Annotated in this window: 19 protein-coding genes and 1 riboswitch; of the genes, 13 read left to right on the forward strand and 6 right to left on the reverse strand. The window is 72.3% G+C overall.

Translation table 11 applies throughout. The annotated features are described in order from the left end of the window. The first annotated feature begins 94 nt into the window (after nucleotides 1-94). The 6 genes from AB0K92_RS14635 (at nucleotide 95) to AB0K92_RS14660 (ending at nucleotide 6,483) form a co-directional block, all read left to right on the forward strand. Nucleotides 95-1,342: an Ig-like domain-containing protein gene (locus AB0K92_RS14635; RefSeq protein ID WP_365922894.1), complete on the forward strand. Its 1,248-nt coding sequence runs from the start codon at nucleotides 95-97 to the stop codon at nucleotides 1,340-1,342. Between the two features lie 187 nt (nucleotides 1,343-1,529). Continuing rightward, complete coding sequence (locus AB0K92_RS14640) at nucleotides 1,530-2,786, forward strand: Ig-like domain-containing protein (RefSeq protein ID WP_365922744.1); 1,257 nt, start codon at nucleotides 1,530-1,532, stop codon at nucleotides 2,784-2,786. Nucleotides 2,787-2,862: 76 nt separating this feature from the next. Further along, nucleotides 2,863-3,630: an enoyl-CoA hydratase/isomerase family protein gene (locus AB0K92_RS14645; RefSeq protein WP_365922746.1), complete on the forward strand. Its 768-nt coding sequence runs from the start codon at nucleotides 2,863-2,865 to the stop codon at nucleotides 3,628-3,630. A 277-nt stretch (nucleotides 3,631-3,907) separates the two neighbouring features. Further along, the gene (locus AB0K92_RS14650; protein ID WP_365922748.1) at nucleotides 3,908-4,411 is read left to right on the forward strand and encodes an ATP-binding protein; all 504 of its coding nucleotides are present in this window, start codon (nucleotides 3,908-3,910) and stop codon (nucleotides 4,409-4,411) included. Between the two features lie 87 nt (nucleotides 4,412-4,498). Continuing rightward, on the forward strand, nucleotides 4,499-5,305 hold the full coding sequence (locus AB0K92_RS14655; RefSeq protein ID WP_365922750.1) for a polysaccharide deacetylase family protein: 807 nt from the start codon (nucleotides 4,499-4,501) through the stop codon (nucleotides 5,303-5,305). Then, nucleotides 5,305-6,483, forward strand: coding sequence for a YncE family protein (locus AB0K92_RS14660; protein ID WP_365922752.1), 1,179 nt, complete (start codon nucleotides 5,305-5,307; stop codon nucleotides 6,481-6,483). Before AB0K92_RS14655 ends, AB0K92_RS14660 begins: the two co-directional genes overlap by 1 nt. A 3-nt stretch (nucleotides 6,484-6,486) precedes the next feature. Here AB0K92_RS14660 and AB0K92_RS14665 read toward each other — a convergent pair whose 3' ends face one another. Further along, nucleotides 6,487-7,128 carry a GNAT family N-acetyltransferase gene (locus AB0K92_RS14665; protein WP_365922754.1) on the reverse strand — a complete coding sequence of 214 codons (642 nt, stop codon included), beginning with the start codon at nucleotides 7,126-7,128 and terminating at the stop codon, nucleotides 6,487-6,489. A gap of 47 nt (nucleotides 7,129-7,175) precedes the next feature. Between AB0K92_RS14665 and AB0K92_RS14670 the strand changes: the two genes are divergently transcribed. The 3 genes from AB0K92_RS14670 to AB0K92_RS14680 are packed head-to-tail and all read left to right on the forward strand — an operon-like array spanning nucleotide 7,176 to nucleotide 9,160. Further along, nucleotides 7,176-8,087, forward strand: coding sequence for a MerR family transcriptional regulator (locus AB0K92_RS14670; RefSeq protein WP_365922756.1), 912 nt, complete (start codon nucleotides 7,176-7,178; stop codon nucleotides 8,085-8,087). Nucleotides 8,088-8,147: 60 nt separating this feature from the next. Then, nucleotides 8,148-8,360 carry an EF-hand domain-containing protein gene (locus AB0K92_RS14675; RefSeq protein WP_043504252.1) on the forward strand — a complete coding sequence of 71 codons (213 nt, stop codon included), beginning with the start codon at nucleotides 8,148-8,150 and terminating at the stop codon, nucleotides 8,358-8,360. Then, nucleotides 8,357-9,160 (forward strand): NAD(P)-binding domain-containing protein, encoded by an 804-nt coding sequence (locus AB0K92_RS14680; RefSeq protein WP_365922758.1) that lies wholly within the window; start codon nucleotides 8,357-8,359, stop codon nucleotides 9,158-9,160. The genes AB0K92_RS14675 and AB0K92_RS14680 overlap by 4 nt, the downstream gene beginning before the upstream one ends. Nucleotide 9,161: 1 nt before the next feature. Here AB0K92_RS14680 and AB0K92_RS14685 read toward each other — a convergent pair whose 3' ends face one another. From AB0K92_RS14685 to gcvT, 5 genes are all read right to left on the reverse strand, one after another. Beyond that, entirely contained in the window at nucleotides 9,162-9,707 is a 546-nt protein-coding gene (locus tag AB0K92_RS14685) for an MOSC domain-containing protein (protein WP_365922760.1), read from the reverse strand. A gap of 897 nt (nucleotides 9,708-10,604) precedes the next feature. Continuing rightward, nucleotides 10,605-11,972: an L-serine ammonia-lyase gene (locus AB0K92_RS14690; RefSeq protein ID WP_166002394.1), complete on the reverse strand. Its 1,368-nt coding sequence runs from the start codon at nucleotides 11,970-11,972 to the stop codon at nucleotides 10,605-10,607. Nucleotides 11,973-12,037: 65 nt separating this feature from the next. Beyond that, complete coding sequence (gene glyA, locus AB0K92_RS14695) at nucleotides 12,038-13,303, reverse strand: serine hydroxymethyltransferase (RefSeq protein WP_166002395.1); 1,266 nt, start codon at nucleotides 13,301-13,303, stop codon at nucleotides 12,038-12,040. A gap of 14 nt (nucleotides 13,304-13,317) precedes the next feature. After that, complete coding sequence (gene gcvH, locus AB0K92_RS14700) at nucleotides 13,318-13,695, reverse strand: glycine cleavage system protein GcvH (protein WP_166002396.1); 378 nt, start codon at nucleotides 13,693-13,695, stop codon at nucleotides 13,318-13,320. Between the two features lie 110 nt (nucleotides 13,696-13,805). After that, complete coding sequence (gene gcvT, locus AB0K92_RS14705) at nucleotides 13,806-14,933, reverse strand: glycine cleavage system aminomethyltransferase GcvT (protein WP_365922764.1); 1,128 nt, start codon at nucleotides 14,931-14,933, stop codon at nucleotides 13,806-13,808. A gap of 173 nt (nucleotides 14,934-15,106) precedes the next feature. Continuing rightward, nucleotides 15,107-15,206: riboswitch (glycine riboswitch) on the reverse strand. A 178-nt stretch (nucleotides 15,207-15,384) separates the two neighbouring features. Here gcvT and AB0K92_RS14710 point away from each other — a divergent pair. From AB0K92_RS14710 to AB0K92_RS14725, 4 genes are all read left to right on the forward strand, one after another. Then, nucleotides 15,385-16,056: an AAA family ATPase gene (locus AB0K92_RS14710; RefSeq protein ID WP_365922766.1), complete on the forward strand. Its 672-nt coding sequence runs from the start codon at nucleotides 15,385-15,387 to the stop codon at nucleotides 16,054-16,056. Between the two features lie 95 nt (nucleotides 16,057-16,151). Continuing rightward, nucleotides 16,152-16,943, forward strand: a complete 792-nt coding sequence (locus tag AB0K92_RS14715) for an enhanced serine sensitivity protein SseB (RefSeq protein ID WP_365922768.1) — start codon at nucleotides 16,152-16,154, stop codon at nucleotides 16,941-16,943. Between the two features lie 216 nt (nucleotides 16,944-17,159). Next, nucleotides 17,160-17,936, forward strand: a complete 777-nt coding sequence (locus tag AB0K92_RS14720; RefSeq protein ID WP_166005259.1) for an enhanced serine sensitivity protein SseB C-terminal domain-containing protein — start codon at nucleotides 17,160-17,162, stop codon at nucleotides 17,934-17,936. 337 nt (nucleotides 17,937-18,273) lie between these two features. Continuing rightward, nucleotides 18,274-19,281 carry an ABC transporter permease gene (locus AB0K92_RS14725; RefSeq protein ID WP_166002400.1) on the forward strand — a complete coding sequence of 336 codons (1,008 nt, stop codon included), beginning with the start codon at nucleotides 18,274-18,276 and terminating at the stop codon, nucleotides 19,279-19,281. Nucleotides 19,282-19,349 lie beyond the last annotated feature (68 nt).

Genomic DNA, 19,349 nt, shown 5'->3' on the forward strand with positions numbered 1-19,349 from the left:
GGGCTCCCCGCCGCGTCGTCCTCCCCACTGTTCTGCCCAGAGCTTGGGTCGCACTCACGTTTCCCCAGGGCGGGCGCCGTCGTTGGACGTGTTTGTGAGGCACGTACAAGGGCGCGCGCGGCGCGCGAGGGCCGCACTGGCCGCCGTAATGACATGGGCAGGACTACTGGCCGGGGCCGCCGGCTGCACCGGGGACTCCACCGGCGGGATCGGCTTGTCCGGGCCCGGCAAACCCCGGCCCCCCGAGGACGTCATCCGGGTCTTCCCGGCCGACGGCAGCAAGAACGTCCGGCCGGACACCGACCTGGCCGTCCGGGTGCCCGTCGGGCGCCTGGAGACGGTGAAGGTGACGAAGTCCCAGGACGCGCAGGAGACCCGGGTGCCGGGCCGGATCTCCGCGGACGGACGGCGGTGGGAACCCCACGACGATCGCCTGGCGCTCGCCGCCAAGTACACGGTCGACGTGGTCGCCGTCGACGGCGACGGCCGCCGCTCCGCCCGGCACACCACCTTCACCACGCACGTCCCCGGGGAACGCTTCATCGGCTACGTCAGCCCCGAGAACCGCGCCACGGTCGGCACCGGGATGATCGTCTCGATGGTGTTCAACCGGGAGATCGAGCACCGCGCGGCCGTCGAACGCGCCATCCGCGTGACCGCGAAACCCGCCGTCGAGATCCGCCCCCACTGGTTCGGCGACGACCGCCTGGACTTCCGCCCGCGCTCCTACTGGAAGCCCGGCACCGAGGTCACCGTCGACCTGCGGCTGCGGGACGTCGAGGGCGCGCCCGGCGTCTACGGCCTGCAGCACAAGACCTTCACCTTCACCGTCGGCCGCAGCCAGGTCTCGCGCGTCGACGCCGCCCGGCACACCATGGAGGTGCGGCGCGACGGCGACCTGGTCGCCACCGTCCCCATCACCGCGGGCGCCCCCAAGACGACCACGTACAACGGCAAGATGGTGGTCACCGAGATGTACGAGGTGACCCGGATGAACGGCGCCACGGTCGGCTTCAAGAAGAAGAACGGCAAGGGCGAGTACGACATCCCGGACGTCCCGCACGCCATGCGGCTCACCGACTCCGGCACCTTCCTGCACGGCAACTACTGGGCGGACCCCAGCGTCTTCGGCCGGGCCAACGTCAGCCACGGCTGTGTCGGCCTGCGCGACGACAAGGGCGGCGGCGCCGACACCCCGGCCGGCTGGTTCTTCGACCGCAGCCTCATCGGGGACGTCATCGAGGTCGTCAACAGCAACGACAGAACGGTCGATCCGGCCAACGGGCTCGGAGGCTGGAACATGAGCTGGAACCAGTGGAAAGCGGGCAGCGCGGTGAGCTGACCGGACAGGGGGGAACGGTTGGGACCGAACAGTGACATTTCCCGGGCGCTCGCCGCGCTGACCTTGTGGTTAATATGCGCCGAGCGCGCGGGACGCGCTGGGGAGCGGGCCCCGGGGAGTCCGCTGAGGGTCCGGTCGCGGGCCCGGTGAGGGTCCCGGCTTCCGGGCCCATGGAGGGGAGAACAAGGTGAACGTGCGACCGATATCGGGGGCGTCGGTTGACGCGCGCGGGGGGCGCGGACGCGGCAGGGGGCCGCTCGCGCTGATAGTCGGAGCGTTGCTGCTGACGGTCACCGCGTGCGGCGGCGGCTCGGAGGCCGGGTCCTCCGGCCCGGGCGAGGGCAAGGGCAAGGGCAAGGACTCGGCCACGGCCGTGAGCGGGCAGTCGGAGGCGGTCGTCTCCATCGCCCCGAAGGACGGCGCGAAGTCCGTCGACACCAGCGGCGCGCTCAAGGTGACCGCCGCGAAGGGCAAGCTCACCGAGGTCGTCGTCAAGGACGCCAAGGGCGGGAAGGTCGACGGGAAGATATCCGGGGACGGCGCCACCTGGACGCCGTCCACCCATCTGGCCGCCGCCACCACGTACTCGGTGCACGCGGTCGCCAAGGACTCCGCGGGGCGCACCGCCGCCGAGGACTCCCGCTTCACCACGCTGACGCCGCAGAACACGTTCATCGGGCACTTCACCCCCGAGGACGGCTCCACGGTCGGCGTCGGAATGCCGTTCTCGCTCCGCTTCACCCGGGGGATCACCAACCCGGAGGACGTCGAGAAGGCCATCAGGATCAAGACCGAGCCGGCCGTCGAGGTCGAGGGCCACTGGTTCGGCAACGACCGCCTCGACTTCCGGCCCGAGAAGTACTGGAAGGCCGGCACCAAGGTCACCGTCGACCTCAACCTGGACGGCGTCGAGGGCCGCGACGGCGTCTACGGCGAGCAGGACAAGACCATCTCCTTCACCATCGGCCGCGAGCAGGTCTCCGTCGTCGACGCGAAGAAGCTGACGATGAAGGTCATGCGGGACGGCAAGGTCCTCAAGACCATCCCCGTCACCACCGGCGCCCCGGGCTACGAGACCTGGAACGGCCAGATGGTCATCAGCGAGAAGCTGACGGTCACCCGGATGAACGGCGAGACGGTCGGCTACGGCGGCGAGTACGACATCAAGGACGTCCCGCACGCCATGCGGCTGTCCACCTCCGGCACCTTCATCCACGGCAACTACTGGGGCGGCGACGCCTTCGGCAACCGCAACGTCAGCCACGGCTGCGTGGGCCTGCGCGACGTGCGCGGCGGCTGGGACAAGGACGCGCCCGCCGCCTGGTTCTTCGACAACTCGATGATCGGCGACGTGGTCGTCGTGAAGAACAGCAACGACCGGATCATCGACCCGGACAACGGCCTCAACGGCTGGAACATGTCGTGGGAGAAGTGGAAGGCGTGACGCGCTGAGCGCGTCCGGGCCCGGTGTGAGCTACGGCACCGGGCCCGTTGTCGTTAGTCCCCGTTAACCTGCCTGCATGACCGTACATCTGGAAGTCGCGGACGGGGTCGGCACGCTGCGCCTGGACCGTCCGCCGATGAACGCGCTGGACGTGGCCACCCAGGACCGCCTCAAGGAACTCGCCGAGGAGGCCACGCGCCGCGACGACGTGCGCGCCGTGGTGATCTACGGCGGGGAGAAGGTGTTCGCGGCCGGCGCGGACATCAAGGAGATGCAGGAGATGGACCACACCGCGATGGTCCTGCGCGCCCGCGCCCTCCAGGACTCCTTCACGGCGGTGGCCCGCATCCCCAAGCCGGTGGTCGCCGCGGTGACCGGGTACGCGCTGGGCGGCGGCTGCGAGCTGGCGCTGTGCGCGGACTACCGGATCGCCGGGGAGAACGCCAAGCTCGGCCAGCCGGAGATCCTGCTCGGCCTGATCCCCGGCGCGGGCGGCACCCAGCGGCTGGCGCGGCTGATCGGCCCCTCCAAGGCCAAGGACCTCATCTTCACCGGCCGTCAGGTCAAGGCCGACGAGGCGCTGGCGCTCGGCCTGGTGGACCGGGTGGTGCCGGCCGCCGAGGTGTACGAGGCGGCTCGTGCCTGGGCGGCGAAGCTGGCCCAGGGGCCGGCGATCGCGCTGCGCGCGGCCAAGGAGTCGATCGACACCGGCCTGGAGACCGACATCGACACCGGCCTGGCCGTGGAGCGCAACTGGTTCGCGGGGCTGTTCGCCACCGAGGACCGGGCGATCGGCATGCGCAGCTTCGTGGAAGAGGGCCCCGGCAAGGCGAAGTTCCGCTGAAGCGTCTGCGCGGCTGAGCCTCGCCGTTGACCCGGTGTCCGGTCCGGGTCCCCCGAAGGGGCGGTTCGCGGACGCCCTGGGGCGACCGTGAGCCGCTCCCGTTGAGGGAACCCGTACGGTGTGCCCGATCGAGCGGTCTTCGCAGGTCGGCGGGGTCGTGTTCGGATTTCCTCTGCCTGTGGCATATGCCGGACGGATGGCCGGGAGCGAAGGTGCACCGGGGGCGTATTCCCGCGGAACGGCCCCGGAGGGCGCGCCGGGCGGCCATGATGGGGGCATGGCGGGGCTGGAGGGCATCGAACAGCCGCAAGGACGCGGCCGTGCCACCGCGGCGCGCTGGTCGCCCGCGGTCGAGGACGAACTGGCGCTCAGGGCACTGGAGTTGTTCGGCAACCCCACCGAGGGCGAGGTCGCGCTGCCGTCCCGCGCGGAGTCCGCGGCGACGGCCCGCCGGCTGGCCCAGGTGGTGGTCCTCCGCCAGTGGGGGCTGACCCCGAAGCTGACCGAGGACGCGGTCCTGCTCGTCTCCGAGCTGGTGGGCAACGCCGTCCGCCACACCGGGGCGCGGATCTTCGGACTCCGGATGCGCCGTCTGCGCGGCCGCATCCGCATCGAGGTCCGCGACCCGTCCCGCGGCCTGCCCTGCCTGATGCCGGTGCAGGAGATGGACGTCAGCGGGCGGGGCCTCTTCCTCGTCGACAAGCTCTCCGACCGCTGGGGCGTCGACCTGCTCCCGCGCGGCAAGACGACCTGGTTCGAGATGCGGGTGGCGGACCGCTGAACCGCGTCGCGCGGGCGGCCGCGGGCACCGCACCGCCAGGTGGGTCAATCGCCCGATTTCGCCCGTGACCCCCCTATAAATGGCCGCGTGACCACGACCGACCGTCGCGCGGCGCTGCGTACCGGCGCGGGCCTCGTCGCCGCGGGTGCCCTGACCGCCGCCTGCACCTCCGGCGGCGCCGTCGCCCACCCCGAGCCCGCCCCCGCGCCCTCCGGGACCACGCCCGCCCCCGCGACCTCCGGGCGCGCCCCCGCGCTCCCCGAACCCGCCTCGCCCCCGCACCGCTTCCCCGGCCGTCCCGGGCAGATCGCACACGGACCGCGCGGTCACCCGCGGGTGGCCCTCACCTTCCACGGCGGCGGCGACCCCGCCACCGCCCACGCGCTCCTCACCCAGGCGGAACGCCACGGCGCCCGGGTCACCGTGCTCGCCGTCGGCAGCTGGCTCGACGCGCACCCGCGGCTGGCCCGCCGCATCCTCGACGGCGGCCACGAGCTCGGCAACCACACCCAGCATCACCTGGACGTCAACGCCCTGCCGGAGGCGCGGGCGCACGCCGAGATCGCCGACTGCGCCCACCGCCTGAAACGGCTCACCGGCTCGATCGGCAGCTGGTTCCGCCCCTCCCGCGCCGCCCGCGCCTCCCCCTTGGTCGAACGCCTCGCCCACCGCGCGGGCTATCCGCACCTGCTGTCGTACGACGTCGACTCGCTCGACTTCACCGGGCCCGGTGCCCCCGCCGTCACCCGCACGGTGCTCGACCAGGTCCGCCCCGGATCGATCGTGAGCCTGCACTTCGGTTACGCGGACACGGTCGCCGCCCTCCCCGCCGTACTGGAAGAACTCGACCGCCGCGGGCTCACCGCGGTGACCGCAACGGAGCTGATCCGCTGATGCCACGCACCCTCGCCACCCGCGCCCTCGTCGCCGGCGCCGCACTCGTCGCCCTCGCCGCCTGCGGCACCGACACCCGCACCGAGACCCACCCGCCCCGCAGCCCACAGGCCGCGGTGCCCGCCCCGCCGAAGAAACCGGAGATCAACGGCCTGCCGGGGATGCCGCCCGTGCTCGACCCGAAGGACGTCTACGCCGCCGACCGCCCCAACAAGCTCTCCCCGGTGGTCAAGGACTTCCCGTCGCGGGTCTACGTCCCCAACACCGAGTCCGACACGGTCTCCGTCATCGACCCGAAGACGTACGAGATCATCGACACCATCCCCGTCGGACGGCAGCCGCAGCACGTCGTGCCGTCCTGGGACATGAAGACGCTGTGGGTCAACAACAACCGCGGCCACACCCTCACCCCGATCGACCCGAGGACCGGCAAGGCGGGCAAGCCCGTCGAGGTGCACGACCCGTACAACCTGTACTTCACCCCCAACGGCAAGTACGCCGTCGTGATGGCCTCCCTCGACCGCGAACTCGTCTTCCGCGACCCGCACACCATGAAGCGGGTCAAGACCGAGCCGGTCACCTGCTACGGCGTCAACCACGCCGACTTCTCGCTGGACGGCCGCTACTTCATCGTCTCCTGCGAGTTCAGCGGCGAACTGCTGAAGGTCGACACCGAGAAGATGGAGGTGGTCGGCCAGCAGAAACTGCCGTTCGAGGGCGCCATGCCGCAGGACGTGAAGATCTCCCCGGACGGCAAGCGGTTCTACATCGCCGACATGATGGCCGACGGCATGTGGGTCCTGGACGGCGACGCCTTCGACCAGCCGAAGCTGCTGCCCACCGGCAAGGGCTGCCACGGCCTGTACGTCAGCCGCGACTCCCGCGAGATGTACGTCTCCAACCGCGGCGAGGGCTCGGTCTCCGTCTTCGACTTCACCCAGAACAAGGTGACCAAGAAGTGGCACCTGCCCGGCGGCGGCAGCCCCGACATGGGCGGCGTCTCCGCCGACGGCAAGGTGCTGTGGCTGTCCGGGCGTTACGACGCCGAGGTGTACGCCATCGACACCCGCACCGGCACCCAGCTCGCCCGCATCCCCGTCGGCAGCGGCCCGCACGGCCTCGCCGTCTACCCGCAGCCGGGCCGCTACTCGCTCGGCCACACCGGCATCTTCCGCTGACCCCTACCGCAGGTGGGCGCGGCGCAGCAGCACCTCCGCGCCCACCTGCCGGTAGCCCGCCGCCTGGAACGCCCGGATGCTGCGGGCGTTGCCCGGCGCGACCTGCGCCCACAGCGGCTCCTCGGCGAGCCGGCGGGCCGCCGACACCAGCGCCCGCCCCAGCCCCCGGTGCCGTACGCCCTCGTCCACCTCCACGGACACCTCCAGCCGCCCGGCGACCCCGCGCCCCATCACCAGCACCGCGCCCTCGGCCGCCCAGGCGCGCACGTCGTCGCGGCGGGCGCGGGCGTAGGCGACGCGCGGATGGCGGGAGTCGACCTCCTCCAGCGCGAGCGACGGCTCACCCGGCAGGGGAGTGGCCACCAGGACCGCGTCGACGGTGTCCGTCGTCCGGCCGGTGCGCTCCAGGAAGGCCGTCAGGAAGCGCGGGTTCAGCGTCGCGGCGAGCGCGTCGCAGTCCAGGGCGGCCAGTGTGCCGTACACCCACCGCGGGTCCTCGTCCGTGAAGACCACCGAGTGCGCGGTGAACGACAGGACACCCGCGTCCCGGTCGCAGGGCTGCGGCACCACGGTCGTCCCGCCGTCCGCCGGAGGGAAGACGCCCCGCGCCGCCGCGTCCAGAATGTCCCCCAGGGTCTGCCCCACGTCGGCTCCTTGAGTCTCCACCCACTGGAAGGCCCAGACTCCCAGACATGAGCGATCACGGCACCGGACTCCTCACCATCGGCGAGCTGGCCCGGGCCACCGGACTGACCGTGCGCACCATCCGCTACTGGTCCGACGAGGGCATCCTGACCCCGGTGACCCGGTCGGCGGGCGGCTACCGGCTCTACGACGCCGCGTCCGCCGCCCGCCTGGACCTGATCCGCACCCTGCGCGAACTCGGCCTCGGCCTGGACGACGTACGCCGGGTGCTGGCCGGGGAGCGGACGGTCGCGGAGGTCGCGGCGGCCCACGTGGCGGCCCTGGACGCGCAGATCAGGTCGCTGAAGGTGATCCGTGCGGTGCTGTCGAGCGTGGCGCGACGTGGTTCCACAGCGGAGGAGACGACCCTGATGAACAGACTGGCACGGCTGTCGGCGGCGGAACGGCAGCGGATCATGCGGGAGTTCGTGGAGGAGGCGCTGCACGGGCTCGACAACGTCGACCCGGACATCCGGGAGCGGATCCGGCAGACCTCCGTCGACCTCACCGACGATCCCACCCCCGAGCAGGTCGACGCCTGGGTGGAACTGGCCGAAATGCTCCAGGACCCCGACTTCCGGGCGCAGATGCGGCGGGCCGTGGAGTTCAACGCGGCCGACCGGGACCCCGACGCGCCGCCCGGCCGGTCCCTGTGGTTCGCCAAGCGCCTGGTGGAGCTGGTGGGGCCGGTCCGGCGCCGCGGGGTCGCTCCCGAGGCGCCCGAGGCGGAGGAGGTGCTGCGGGAACTGTTCGGTGACGCCGACCGCGGCGCCGTCCTCGCCCGCATGACGGCCGGCTTCGACGATCGGGTCGCCCGCTACCGGGAACTGCTGGCCGTCGTCAACCGGCAGCCCGCGCCACCGCACACCGAGGACTTCGCCTGGGTGGTCGCCGCACTGCGCGCGGGCGCGGGCAGCTAATCTGACCTGCGTCAGTGCGACAGCATCACAGAACAGAGCAGGACGAAGAGGGGCGGGCCGGTGGCCGACATAGAGGAAGCACGCAAGCAGTTCGAGCGGATCGACACGGACGGGGACGGCCAGATCACCGCTGCCGAGTTCAAGGCCGCCCTGGCCCAGGGCGGCGACTGGAACGTCACGGAGGCGGTCGCCGAGGCGATCATCGCCAGCCGCGACCTCAACGGCGACAAGCTGCTGTCGTTCGACGAGTTCTGGGCCCACCTGAACAAGTGACGCGTGCCGCACAGGGGCGCCCGTATCCCGCCCGGGATGCGGGCGCCCTCGCTCGTGCCCGGAATAGCGACGGCCGGCGCGGGGTTGTCGCCCCTCGCAACGGCACGTCAGCAACCACGACTTGGGAAGGGCCGGCCATGAAGATCGGCATCATCGGCGCGGGCAACATCGGCGGCAACCTCACCCGGCGGCTCACCGCGCTCGGGCACGACGTCTCGGTGGCCAACTCGCGCGGACCGCACACGCTCACGGCACTCGCCGAGGAGACCGGGGCGACGCCCGTGCGGGTGGAGGAGGCGGCGCGCGGCGCCGAGATCGTCGTCGTCACCATCCCGGTGAAGGCGGTGCCGGACCTGCCGTCCGGCCTGTTCGACGAGGCGGCCGACGGGGTCGCCGTCATCGACACCGGCAACTACTACCCGCGCGAGCGCGACGGGCGGATCGCGGGCATCGAGGACGAGGGGCTGACCGAGAGCCGCTGGACCGAACGCCACCTCGGGCACCCGGTGATCAAGGCGTTCAACGGCACCTACGCCCAGGACATCCTCGACCGCCCGCGCCCGGCCGGCGACCCCGACCGGCTGGCCGTGCCGGTGGCGGGCGACGACGAGGCCGCCAAGCGGAAGGTGCGGGCGCTGATCGACGAACTCGGCTTCGACGCCGTCGACGCGGGCGGCCTCGACGACTCCTGGCGCCAGCAGCCCGGCACGCCGGTCTACGGTCTGCGGGGCGGCGTGGAGGAGGTGCGCAAGGCGCTGGCGGAGGCGTCGCCGCAGCGGGCGCCGGAGTTCCGGGGCTGACTCAGACGACCGACAGGGGCGTGTGCGGTCCGTCCGGCAGCTCGACGCGCACCGCGTCGCCGGGCCGCACCACGCCCCCGGTGAGCACGACGCTCATGACCCCGGACCTGAACCGCGCCGCGCCGTCGGCGTCCCGCCCGACGACCTGCTTCAGCAGGCCCTTGCGGAACCGGTCGATCTGCGCGCACGGGTTGCGCAGCCCGGTCACCTCGACCACGGCCGCGTCCCCGAGGTGCAGCCGGGTGCCCGTCGGCAGGCCGAGCAGGTCGACACCGCGGGTGGTCACGTTCTCCCCGAGCTGCCCGGCGGCGACCTCGAAACCGGCGGCGCGGACCTCGTCGAACAGCTCCTCGTGTATGAGGTGGACCTGCCGCAGATTCGGCTGCGCCGGGTCCTTCGCCATCCGGAACCGGTGCTTCACCGTCGCGCCGGCGTGCACGTCGCCCTCGACGCCGAGCCCAGCGACGAGCGTGACGCTCGCGCGGTTCGGCTTGCTGAAGGAGTAGGTGCCGCTGCTGCTCACCGCGCTGATCGTCATCTCGCTCATGACCGCAGCGTATCCACCGGCCGGGGCCACCACGGACGGGTCTTCCCCTCGTCCCCGACGATGACGACGAGCCGGCCGTCGGCGCTGAAGGCGAGGGCCGTGAGACGGCCGTCGTACGCGTCGACGGGGCGGCCGAGGTATCCGGCCCAGACGGGTCGGTACGTCCCACAGCCGTACGGAACCGTTGTCCGCGGTCACGGTGGCCCCGTCGGTCGCCGCCGGTCCGCCCGGCACCGGCCGCCACCGCTCCGGCCGCGCCGCGGGCGGCGCGTCGTGCGTCTGATGCGGCCCCGGCCGCGGCAGCGCCCCCGTCACCACCGCACCGCCCACCGAGGTGGCCGCCACGACGCACGCCGTGGCGAGGCCGCGGTCCAGGGGCGGGCCCGGGTGCGGCGGCGGGGCGGCGGGGGGAGCAGCGCGAGGGCCGCGGTCAGGCGGGAACGGGGCGCTCCGGGCCGGCTCGGGGCCGCCGCGAGGGCCCGGGCGAGGCGGGTCCACCAGGTGTCCGCGCGCGGCATCCGACCTCCCCGGACGGTCCAGCTCGCCGGGCGCGGGCTCGTGCACCGGTACCGCCTGGGACATCCGGGCCACCAGCAGCGGCGCCGCCAGCCCGGCCACGAACGCCGTCAGCGGCTTGGGCAGCTGCTCCGACGCCGCCATCGCGCGGTCGGCGCGAACCCCGCGAACAGCCGCGGCCCGATCGCGATCAGCCCCATGGGCCGGTCGTCCCGGCTCACCCACGGGCGGCGCCGGCGGCGGTCCGGCCCGGCCGGGCGCAACGACGCGGAGAGGTTCAGCGCTTCGGCGGAGCCGCTGCCGGGCAGCCCCCACAGCGCGGCTTCCAAGCTGTCACGCCACCGACGGTAGCGGACCACTCCAGTGACGCCGAGTGGCGCATCAGCACTCGATGATGTTGACCGCCAGCCCGCCGCGGGCCGTCTCCTTGTACTTCACCGACATGTCCGCACCGGTGTCCTTCATCGTCTTGATGACCTTGTCCAGCGACACCTTGTGGGAGCCGTCGCCGCGCATCGCCATCCGCGCCGCCGTGACGGCCTTCACCGCGGCCATGCCGTTGCGCTCGATGCACGGGATCTGCACCAGGCCGCCGACCGGGTCGCAGGTGAGGCCCAGGTTGTGTTCCATGCCGATCTCGGCGGCGTTCTCCACCTGCTCGGGGGAGCCGCCCAGGACCTCCGCGAGGGCGCCCGCGGCCATGGAGCAGGCCGAGCCCACCTCGCCCTGGCAGCCGACCTCGGCACCGGAGATGGAGGCGTTCTCCTTGAAGAGCATGCCGATGGCGCCGGCGGCGAGCAGGAAGCGGACCACGCCCTCCTCGTCGGCGCCGGGCACGAAGTTGATGTAGTAGTGCAGGACCGCGGGGATGATCCCGGCCGCGCCGTTGGTCGGGGCGGTCACCACGCGCCCGCCGGCCGCGTTCTCCTCGTTGACCGCCATGGCGTAGAGGGTGATCCACTCCATCGCCAGGGCCTGCGGATCGCCCTCGGAGCGCAGCTTGCGCGCGGTCGTCGCCGCCCGGCGCTTGACCCGCAGCCCGCCCGGCAGGATGCCCTCGCGGGACATGCCGCGCTCCACGCACTCGCGCATCACCCGCCAGATCTCCAGCAGGCCCGCGCGGATCTCCTCCTCGGTGCGCCAGGCCCGCTCGTTCTCCAGCATCAGCGCGGAGATCGACAGGCCGGTCTCCTTGGTCAGGCGCAGCAGCTCGTCACCGGTGCGGAAGGGGTACTTCAGCACCGTGTCGTCGAGCTTGATGCGGTCCGCGCCGACCGCGTCCTCGTCGACGACGAAACCGCCGCCCACCGAGTAGTACGTCTTGGTCAGCAGCTCGGCGCCGTCGGCGTCGTACGCCCACAGCGTCATGCCGTTGGCGTGGTACGGCAGCGTCTTGCGGCGGTGCAGGACCAGGTCCGCGTCGAAGTCGAAGGCGATCTCGCGCTCGCCGAGCAGCCGCAGCCGGCGCTCGGCCTTGATCGTCTCCACCCGCTCGTCGGCGGTCTCCACGTCGACCGTGCGCGGCGAGTCGCCCTCCAGGCCGAGCAGCACCGCCTTGGGGGTGCCGTGGCCGTGCCCGGTGGCGCCCAGCGAGCCGTACAGCTCGGTGCGGACGGTGGTGACCGAGTCCAGCAGGCCCTCGTTGCGCAGCCGGCGCGCGAACATGCGGGCCGCGCGCATCGGGCCGACCGTGTGGGAACTGGACGGGCCGATGCCGATCGAGAACAGGTCGAAGACCGAGATGGCCACGTCAGACTCCTCGCAATACGGGTGGTGGCGGGGCACCCGGTGGGGTGCCCCGCACGGGGTGGTGCTTACTTGCCGACGCTCGGGTAGAGCGGGTGCTTGTCCGCCAGGGCGGTGACCCTGGACTTCAGTGCCTCGATGTCGCAGGCGGGCTTGAGCGCCTGCGCGATCACGTCCGCGACCTCGCGGAAGTCCTCGGCCGTGAAACCGCGGGTGGCGAGCGCGGGCGTGCCGATCCGCAGGCCGGACGTCACCATCGGCGGACGCGGGTCGTTGGGGACCGCGTTGCGGTTGACGGTGATGCCGACCTCGTGGAGCCGGTCCTCGGCCTGCTGCCCGTCCAGCTCCGACTCACGCAGGTCGACCAGGACGAGGTGGACGTCGGTGCCGCCGGTGAGGACGTTGATCCCGGCCTCGCGCGCGTCCGGGGCGGTCAGCCGCTCGGCGAGGATCCGCGCGCCTTCCACTGTACGGCGCTGGCGCTCCTTGAACTCCTCCGAGGCGGCGATCTTGAAGGAGACCGCCTTGGCCGCGATCACGTGCTCCAGGGGGCCGCCCTGGAAACCGGGGAAGACGGCGGAGTTCAGCTTCTTCGCGAACTCCTTGCCGCGGGCGAGGATGATGCCGCCGCGCGGGCCGCCCAGCGTCTTGTGCGTGGTGGACGTCACGACGTCGGCGTACGGCACCGGGTTCTCGTGCAGCCCCGCGGCGACCAGGCCGGCGAAGTGCGCCATGTCGACCCACAGGTACGCCTCGACCTCGTCGGCGATCCGGCGGAACTCGGCGAAGTCGAGCCGGCGCGGGTACGCCGACCAGCCCGCGATGATCACCTTGGGGCGGTGCTCCTTGGCGAGCCGCTCGACCTCGGCCATGTCGACCAGGCCGTTGTCGTCCACGTGGTACGCGACCACGTCGAACTGCTTGCCGGAGAAGTTCAGCCGCATCCCGTGGGTGAGGTGACCGCCGTGCGCCAGGTCCAGGCCCAGGATGGTGTCGCCGGGCTGGGCCAGGGCGAACAGCGCGGCCTGGTTGGCGGAGGCGCCCGAGTGCGGCTGCACGTTGGCGTACTCGGCGCCGAACAGCTCCTTGACCCGGTCGATGGCGAGCTGCTCGGTGACGTCGACGTGCTCGCAGCCGCCGTAGTAGCGGCGGCCCGGGTAGCCCTCGGCGTACTTGTTGGTCAGGACCGAGCCCTGGGCCTCCATGACCGCCAGCGGGGCGAAGTTCTCGGAGGCGATCATCTCCAGGGTGGACTGCTGGCGGCGCAGCTCCGCGTCGACGGCGGCCGCGACCTCCGGGTCCAGCTCGTGCAGGGGCGTGTTCAGGACAGTCATCGGTGGCGGGCTCCTCAGCCGGCGGAAAAGGCGGTGTACTCGTCGGCGGAGAGCAGGTCGGACGGCTCCTCCGTGACGCGTACCTTGAACAGCCAGCCGCCCTCGAAGGGGGCGGAGTTCACCAGCGACGGGTCGTTGACGACGTCCTCGTTGACCTCGGTGACCTCGCCGGACACCGGGGAGTACAGGTCGCTGACCGACTTGGTCGACTCCAGCTCGCCGCAGGTCTCGCCCGCGGACACGGTGTCACCGACCTCCGGGAGCTGCACGAAGACGACATCGCCGAGCGCGTTGGCCGCGTGCTCCGTGATGCCGACCGTCGCGACGCCGTCCTCGGCGGCCGACAGCCACTCGTGCTCCTTGCTGTAGCGCAGCTGCTGGGGGTTGCTCATGGCCTGAATTCTCCTGTACGCGGGGGAGTGCTGATGAATGGGGGACTGCCGGAACCGTGCGTGAGCAGCGCGAATGTGCGCGGTGTCACGTACGGGACCGCGCTCGGTGGCTACTTCTGGCGCTTGTAGAAGGGGAGCGCGACGACCTCGTACGGCTCGTGACTGCCCCGGATGTCCACGCCCACGCCCGGCGTGCCCGGAGCGGCGTGCGCGGCGTCCACGTAGGCCATGGCGATCGGCTTGCCCAGCGTCGGGGAGGGCGCGCCGGAGGTGACCTCGCCGATGACCTCGCCGTCCGCGACGACCGCGTACCCGGCGCGCGGGACCCGGCGGCCCTCGGCGACCAGCCCGACGAGGACGCGGGGCGGGTTCTGCCCGGCGCGCGCGGCGGCCTCGGCGAGCGCCTCGCGGCCCACGAAGTCGCCCTCCTTGTCGAACTTGACCACCCGGCCGAGCCCGGCGTCGAACGGGGTCAGCGAGGTCGACAGCTCGTGCCCGTACAGCGGCATGCCCGCCTCCAGGCGCAGGGTGTCCCGGCAGGACAGGCCGCACGGCACCAGACCCGCGCCCTCTCCGGCCTTGGTCAGCGCCTGCCACAGCTCCACGGCGTGCTCCGGCCTCACGAACAGCTCGAAGCCGTCCTCGCCGGTGTAGCCGGTGCGGGCGATCAGCGCGGGGACGCCGGCGACGGTGCCGGGCAGCCCGGCGTAGTACTTCAGGCCGTCGAGGTCGGCGTCGGTGACGCTCGCCAGGATCTGCGGGGACGCCGGGCCCTGGACGGCGATCAGCGCGTACGCGTCCCGGTCGTCGCGCACCTCGGCGTCGAAGCCGGCGGAGCGCTCGGTGAGCGCGTCGAGCACGACCTGGGCGTTGGAGGCGTTGGCCACGACCATGTACTCGGTCTCGGCCAGGCGGTAGACGATCAGGTCGTCGAGGATGCCGCCGTCCTCCCGGCAGATCATGGTGTAGCGGGCGCGGCCCACGCCGACGGAGGCGATGTTGCCGACCAGGGCGTAGTTCAGCAGCGCGGCGGCCTGGGGACCGGTCACGGTGATCTCACCCATGTGGGAGAGGTCGAAGAGGCCGGCCCTGGTGCGCACGGCGTGGTGCTCGTCGCGCTCCGAGCCGTAGCGCAGCGGCATGTCCCAGCCGGCGAAGTCGGTCATCGTCGCGCCCAGCGAGCGATGCACGGCATCGAGCGCGGTGTGACGCTTCTGCGAGGGTTCGGTACTGCTCATCGGTCGGTCGTCTCCCAGGGCATGAACGCATGCGGGCGAGGGCAGGTCCTCCCCATCTGTCATCGGAACCTGAGAGGTTCGCCACGACCGCCAGTGGGACGATCACGGCTTGCACCTTGGGTGGGGCCGGATCTCCTCGCCGAGGACGGGAGCGGCCCGCTTTTCAGATGTGCCTCGCCCGCGCGGTAACGGGGCCTGAGAGATTCAAGGGAGGGACTTGCTCCTTCGGCGCCCCGGCGACACGGTGGCCGGGGACTCTCCCGCGCGGATTCAAACGGCCGGTATGCAGTTGGCGCGCACATCATTGCACGCCGCGCCGGATCGTGGCAGACCACATCTGTAACCGGGCTGTGGCGGTACGAGAACGAAAACACGAGACATCGCGGATTACCTTCTCTTTACACTCGATGGGCATGGGAACACGTGAACCGCCCCAGGGAGGACGATCACGGTGAACAGGACCAGGGCGTACGCGACCACCACCGGCATCGCGATGCCCGGCCGGCCGGGCGTTCCGGTGAAGGAGGCCTGCCCCTCGCTGCCCGCACCCGTCGTCCGCGACCTGCGCGAGCGCGGCGGCCGCAGCCCGCACGCGCTGCTCTTCGGACCCCGGGACCTCGCGGTCGTCACCGGACTGCCCGGCAGCGGCAAGTCGACCCTGATGCGCCGCACGGTGCGCGGCGCCCGGCGCGTCGACTCCCAGGACACCCGCGACCGCTTCGACCGCCGGACGCCGCCCTGGCTGCCGTACGCGGTCTACCGCCCCCTGGTCCGCCTCGCCCACTACGCCGGTCTGCGCCGCGCCCTGCGCACCGGCGAGGGCGTCGTCGTCCACGACTGCGGCACCCAGGCCTGGGTGCGCCGCTGGCTGGCCCGCGAGGCCCGCCGCCGCGGCGGCACCCTCCACCTGCTGCTCCTCGACGTCACCCCCGCACAGGCGCTGGCCGGCCAGCGCGCCCGCGGCCGCGGCGTCTCGCGGTACGCCTTCCTCCGCCACCGCGCCGCCGCCACCCGTCTCCTGCACGCCATCGAACACGGCCGGCTCCCGCGGGGCTGCACCTCCGCCGTCCTCCTCGACCGCGACGCCGCGAACACCCTCCGCCGCATCGGCTTCACGGGCTGAGCAAACGGGGCCGCGCGGGCGGCACGGGGCCCGGACGCACCCGTTAGCCTGGGCGGGCACAGGCAGTGCAGTGTTCTTGAGCAGGCGGTAGGCAGATGGACTTCCCGGCGGGTTTTTCCGCGGACTTCCCGGCGCAGACGCACCCGCAGCCGCACGGCGGCTGGCCCGGCAACGAGTTGGAGGAGGTGCTGTCCGCGTCCCTCGGGGCGGGCCCGTCGGCCGGCGGGCGCATCGTCGAGGTGCTCGGCCGCAGCTTCGTGTGGGTGCCGCTGCCGCAGGGCGGCGGGCCGGACAGCGGCTCGCTCGACCTGCCGGCCATGGAGATCGAGGGCCAGGCCTACGTCCCGGTGTTCAGCTCCGAGGAGCAACTGCGCCAGGTCGCCGGCGCCCACATGGCGTACACGATCGCCCCGGCCGTGGAGTTCGCGCGCGGGCTGCCGCCGCAGGCCGGCATCGCCCTGAACCCCGGCGGTGTGGTCGGCGTCCCGCTGCCGCCGCCCGCCGTCGCCGAGCTGTGCCGGGCCGGCCGCACCCCCCTGGACGGGTCCGCGAGCGGCGGCCGCGTCCGCCTGTTCGAACCGGACTGGCAGGACGACCCGGTCGACTTCCTCTCCGCCGCCTCCGCCGAGTTCGACGGCACCGCGGCCGTGCTCACCGCCCGCCGCTGCCTCGCGGCCATCGAGACCGCCGACCCGGTGATGTTCGTCGGCGTCGAACTCGCCCCGTGGGAGGGCGACGCCCGCGCCCTGCCCCTGGACGCCCTCGGCCGGGCCCTGGCCAGGGTCCCCGTGCGGTGGCCCGTCAACCTGGTCCTCCTCGACGTGGCGGAGGATCCGGTGGGCCGCTGGATGCGCGAGCGGGTCCGCCCCTTCTACACCCGGGGCTGAAGCGCCCCCAGGGACGCGGTGCGGTGCCGGGACGCGGCTGTGCCCCATGCGCCCCCTGGGGCGCGACCGGCCGTGCGCCGGCCGCGGCCGCGATACGGCACCGGCCCGACCCGGCGGGCACCCTTAAGCTAGGGCACGGCTCGAAAAACAGGGCGTTATACGAAGGGGCGTTGAAGAGTGAGCGCTGGCACGGCCGCCGCAGGCCAGGTCGAGCACATGCTGCGCCAGGTCACCCCCGGCCGCTACGACGCCTACGAGGCCCTGCTGCGCGCCCTCGCGACTCCCTCGTCCGGCCAGGTCTGGATGCTGCTGTGGCACGGCCAGGCCGGCAGCCCCGACGCCCAGTACGGCACGATGGAGGTCGACGGCCACGGGTACGCCCCCTGCGTCACCTCCGCCCAGGAGCTGTCCGCCAGCGGCTGGAACCGCAGCTACGAAGTGGTCGACGGCGTCGACGTGGCCCGCACCCTCTACCCCGAGCACTACGGCCTCTGGCTGAACCCGCACGCCCCCGGCGGCGGCGTCGGCATCCCCTGGCTCGATCTGCGCCGGATCGCCACGGGCCTGGACCGCCAGCCCGCCGGGCCGCTGCGGCTCGCCGAGCCGACCATCGAGATCCCCGCGTTCTACGCCCTGCTCACCCAGAACGCCCACCGCACCCCCGCGGTGCGCTCACTGCGCCGCGCCTGGGTGCAGCCCGCGCTCGGCGCCCCGTACCTCGCCATCGGGCTGGACGTGTACGACACCTCCCCGGCCGCCGTCGACTCGGTGCGCGCGATGATGCAGCAGTCCATCGGCGCCGTACCGGACGGCCTGCCGGTGTCGACGGTCGCGATGTCCGACCCGTACGACCCCGTCGCGATGTGGCTGCGCGCCCACGCCCGCCCGTTCTACGACCGCGAGGCGCACGCGGTGCCCGCGCAGCCGCCCGCGCAGGCCCCGGCGGCCGGCTACGGCTACCCGCCGGCACCGCCCGTCCAGGGCCGCTACTGACCGCCCGCGGACGCCGTCCGCATCCCGGTCGGATGCGGGCCCCCGGCATCTCTGCGCGCGTAGACGTAGGGCAGAAAAGGCAGTTATGTCCTGATTGCCCCAACTGGTCCGCGTCCGGCCCGCGTTACACACCGTTCGGATAACGGAACCCGGCAGACAGCATCACGGTTACGCATCCATTCACCGCCAAGTCTGGCAACAGATCGCCAAAGCGTTGAAGACTCCCGCACCAGGGGTGTTCGCCCGGGTGTTCGCCCCTTGTGTACGACGGACTGATCACGCCGCTACAGCGGCAAGTGCGGGCCGGCTACCGCCGGTTGAGAGGGGTCCCTGCCAGATGACGGCACCATTGCACGAGCCGACCGCGGAAGCGGCTCCGAGTGCGGCCGAGGAAGCGGCGCTGGCCGGCGGCGAGGCGAAGGCCGTACAGGGACGTTCCCTGGGGCGCATCGCCTGGGAACGGCTGAAGCGCGACAAACTGGCCCTCGCGGGCGGCATCGTGGTGCTGTTCCTGATCCTGGTCGCCGTGCTCGCGCCGGTGATCACCGGACTCGCCGGACAGGACCCCGAGGCCCACCACGAGGACCTCATCGACCCGCTGTTCGGCACCCCGGTCGGCTCCTTCGGCGGCATCAGCGGCGAGCACTGGCTCGGCGTCGAGCCGGTCAACGGCCGCGACATCTTCGCCCGTATCGTCTACGGCGCCCAGATCTCGCTGCTCGTCGGCTTCCTGTCGGCGATCGTCGCCGTCGTCATCGGCACCGTCCTCGGCATCCTCGCCGGCTTCTTCGGCGGCTGGGTCGACACCGTCATCAGCCGGGTCATGGACGGCCTGCTGGCCTTCCCCCAGCTGCTGTTCATCATCGCGCTCGTCTCGGTGATGCCGAGCGAGATGCTGGGCCTGACCGGCACCGGCGTGCGCCTGTTCGTGATGATCCTGGTCATCGGCTTCTTCGGCTGGCCCTACATCGGACGCGTGGTGCGCGGCCAGACGCTCTCGCTGCGCGAGCGCGAGTACGTCGAGGCGGCCCGCTCGCTGGGTGCCGGGCGGTTCTACATCCTCTTCAAGGAGCTGCTGCCCAACCTGGTCGCGCCGATCATCGTGTACACGACGATGATGATTCCCACCAACATCCTCACCGAGGCGGCGCTCAGCTTCCTGGGCGTCGGCGTCAAGCCGCCGACGCCGTCCTGGGGGCAGATGCTCTCGAACGCGATCGACTACTACGACTCGGACCCCATGTACATGGTGATCCCGGGCGTGGCGATCTTCATCACCGTTCTTGCCTTCAACCTCTTCGGCGACGGCGTCCGCGACGCGCTCGACCCGAAGGGCTCCCGCTGACCTGCCGTACCCCAAGCGACCCGTGGCGCAAGGCACGGGGTCTCTCATCAATTCCGGAGGATCCGAGA

The organism is Streptomyces sp. NPDC052687 (assembly GCF_040678395.1).
GTDB lineage: Bacteria > Actinomycetota > Actinomycetes > Streptomycetales > Streptomycetaceae > Streptomyces.

Excerpts from the sequence above, each read along its gene's own strand:
- AB0K92_RS14645 (WP_365922746.1), top strand. The coding sequence starts at position 2,863 with ATGACCGTACATCTGGAAGTCGCGGACGGGGTCGGCACGCTGCGCCTG.
- AB0K92_RS14650 (WP_365922748.1), top strand. The coding sequence starts at position 3,908 with ATGGCGGGGCTGGAGGGCATCGAACAGCCGCAAGGACGCGGCCGTGCC.
- AB0K92_RS14660 (WP_365922752.1), top strand. The coding sequence starts at position 5,305 with ATGCCACGCACCCTCGCCACCCGCGCCCTCGTCGCCGGCGCCGCACTC.
- AB0K92_RS14670 (WP_365922756.1), top strand. The coding sequence starts at position 7,176 with ATGAGCGATCACGGCACCGGACTCCTCACCATCGGCGAGCTGGCCCGG.
- AB0K92_RS14685 (WP_365922760.1), bottom strand. The coding sequence starts at position 9,707 with ATGAGCGAGATGACGATCAGCGCGGTGAGCAGCAGCGGCACCTACTCC.
- glyA (WP_166002395.1), bottom strand. The coding sequence starts at position 13,303 with ATGACTGTCCTGAACACGCCCCTGCACGAGCTGGACCCGGAGGTCGCG.
- gcvH (WP_166002396.1), bottom strand. The coding sequence starts at position 13,695 with ATGAGCAACCCCCAGCAGCTGCGCTACAGCAAGGAGCACGAGTGGCTG.
- gcvT (WP_365922764.1), bottom strand. The coding sequence starts at position 14,933 with ATGAGCAGTACCGAACCCTCGCAGAAGCGTCACACCGCGCTCGATGCC.
- AB0K92_RS14715 (WP_365922768.1), top strand. The coding sequence starts at position 16,152 with ATGGACTTCCCGGCGGGTTTTTCCGCGGACTTCCCGGCGCAGACGCAC.
- AB0K92_RS14720 (WP_166005259.1), top strand. The coding sequence starts at position 17,160 with ATGCTGCGCCAGGTCACCCCCGGCCGCTACGACGCCTACGAGGCCCTG.
- AB0K92_RS14725 (WP_166002400.1), top strand. The coding sequence starts at position 18,274 with ATGACGGCACCATTGCACGAGCCGACCGCGGAAGCGGCTCCGAGTGCG.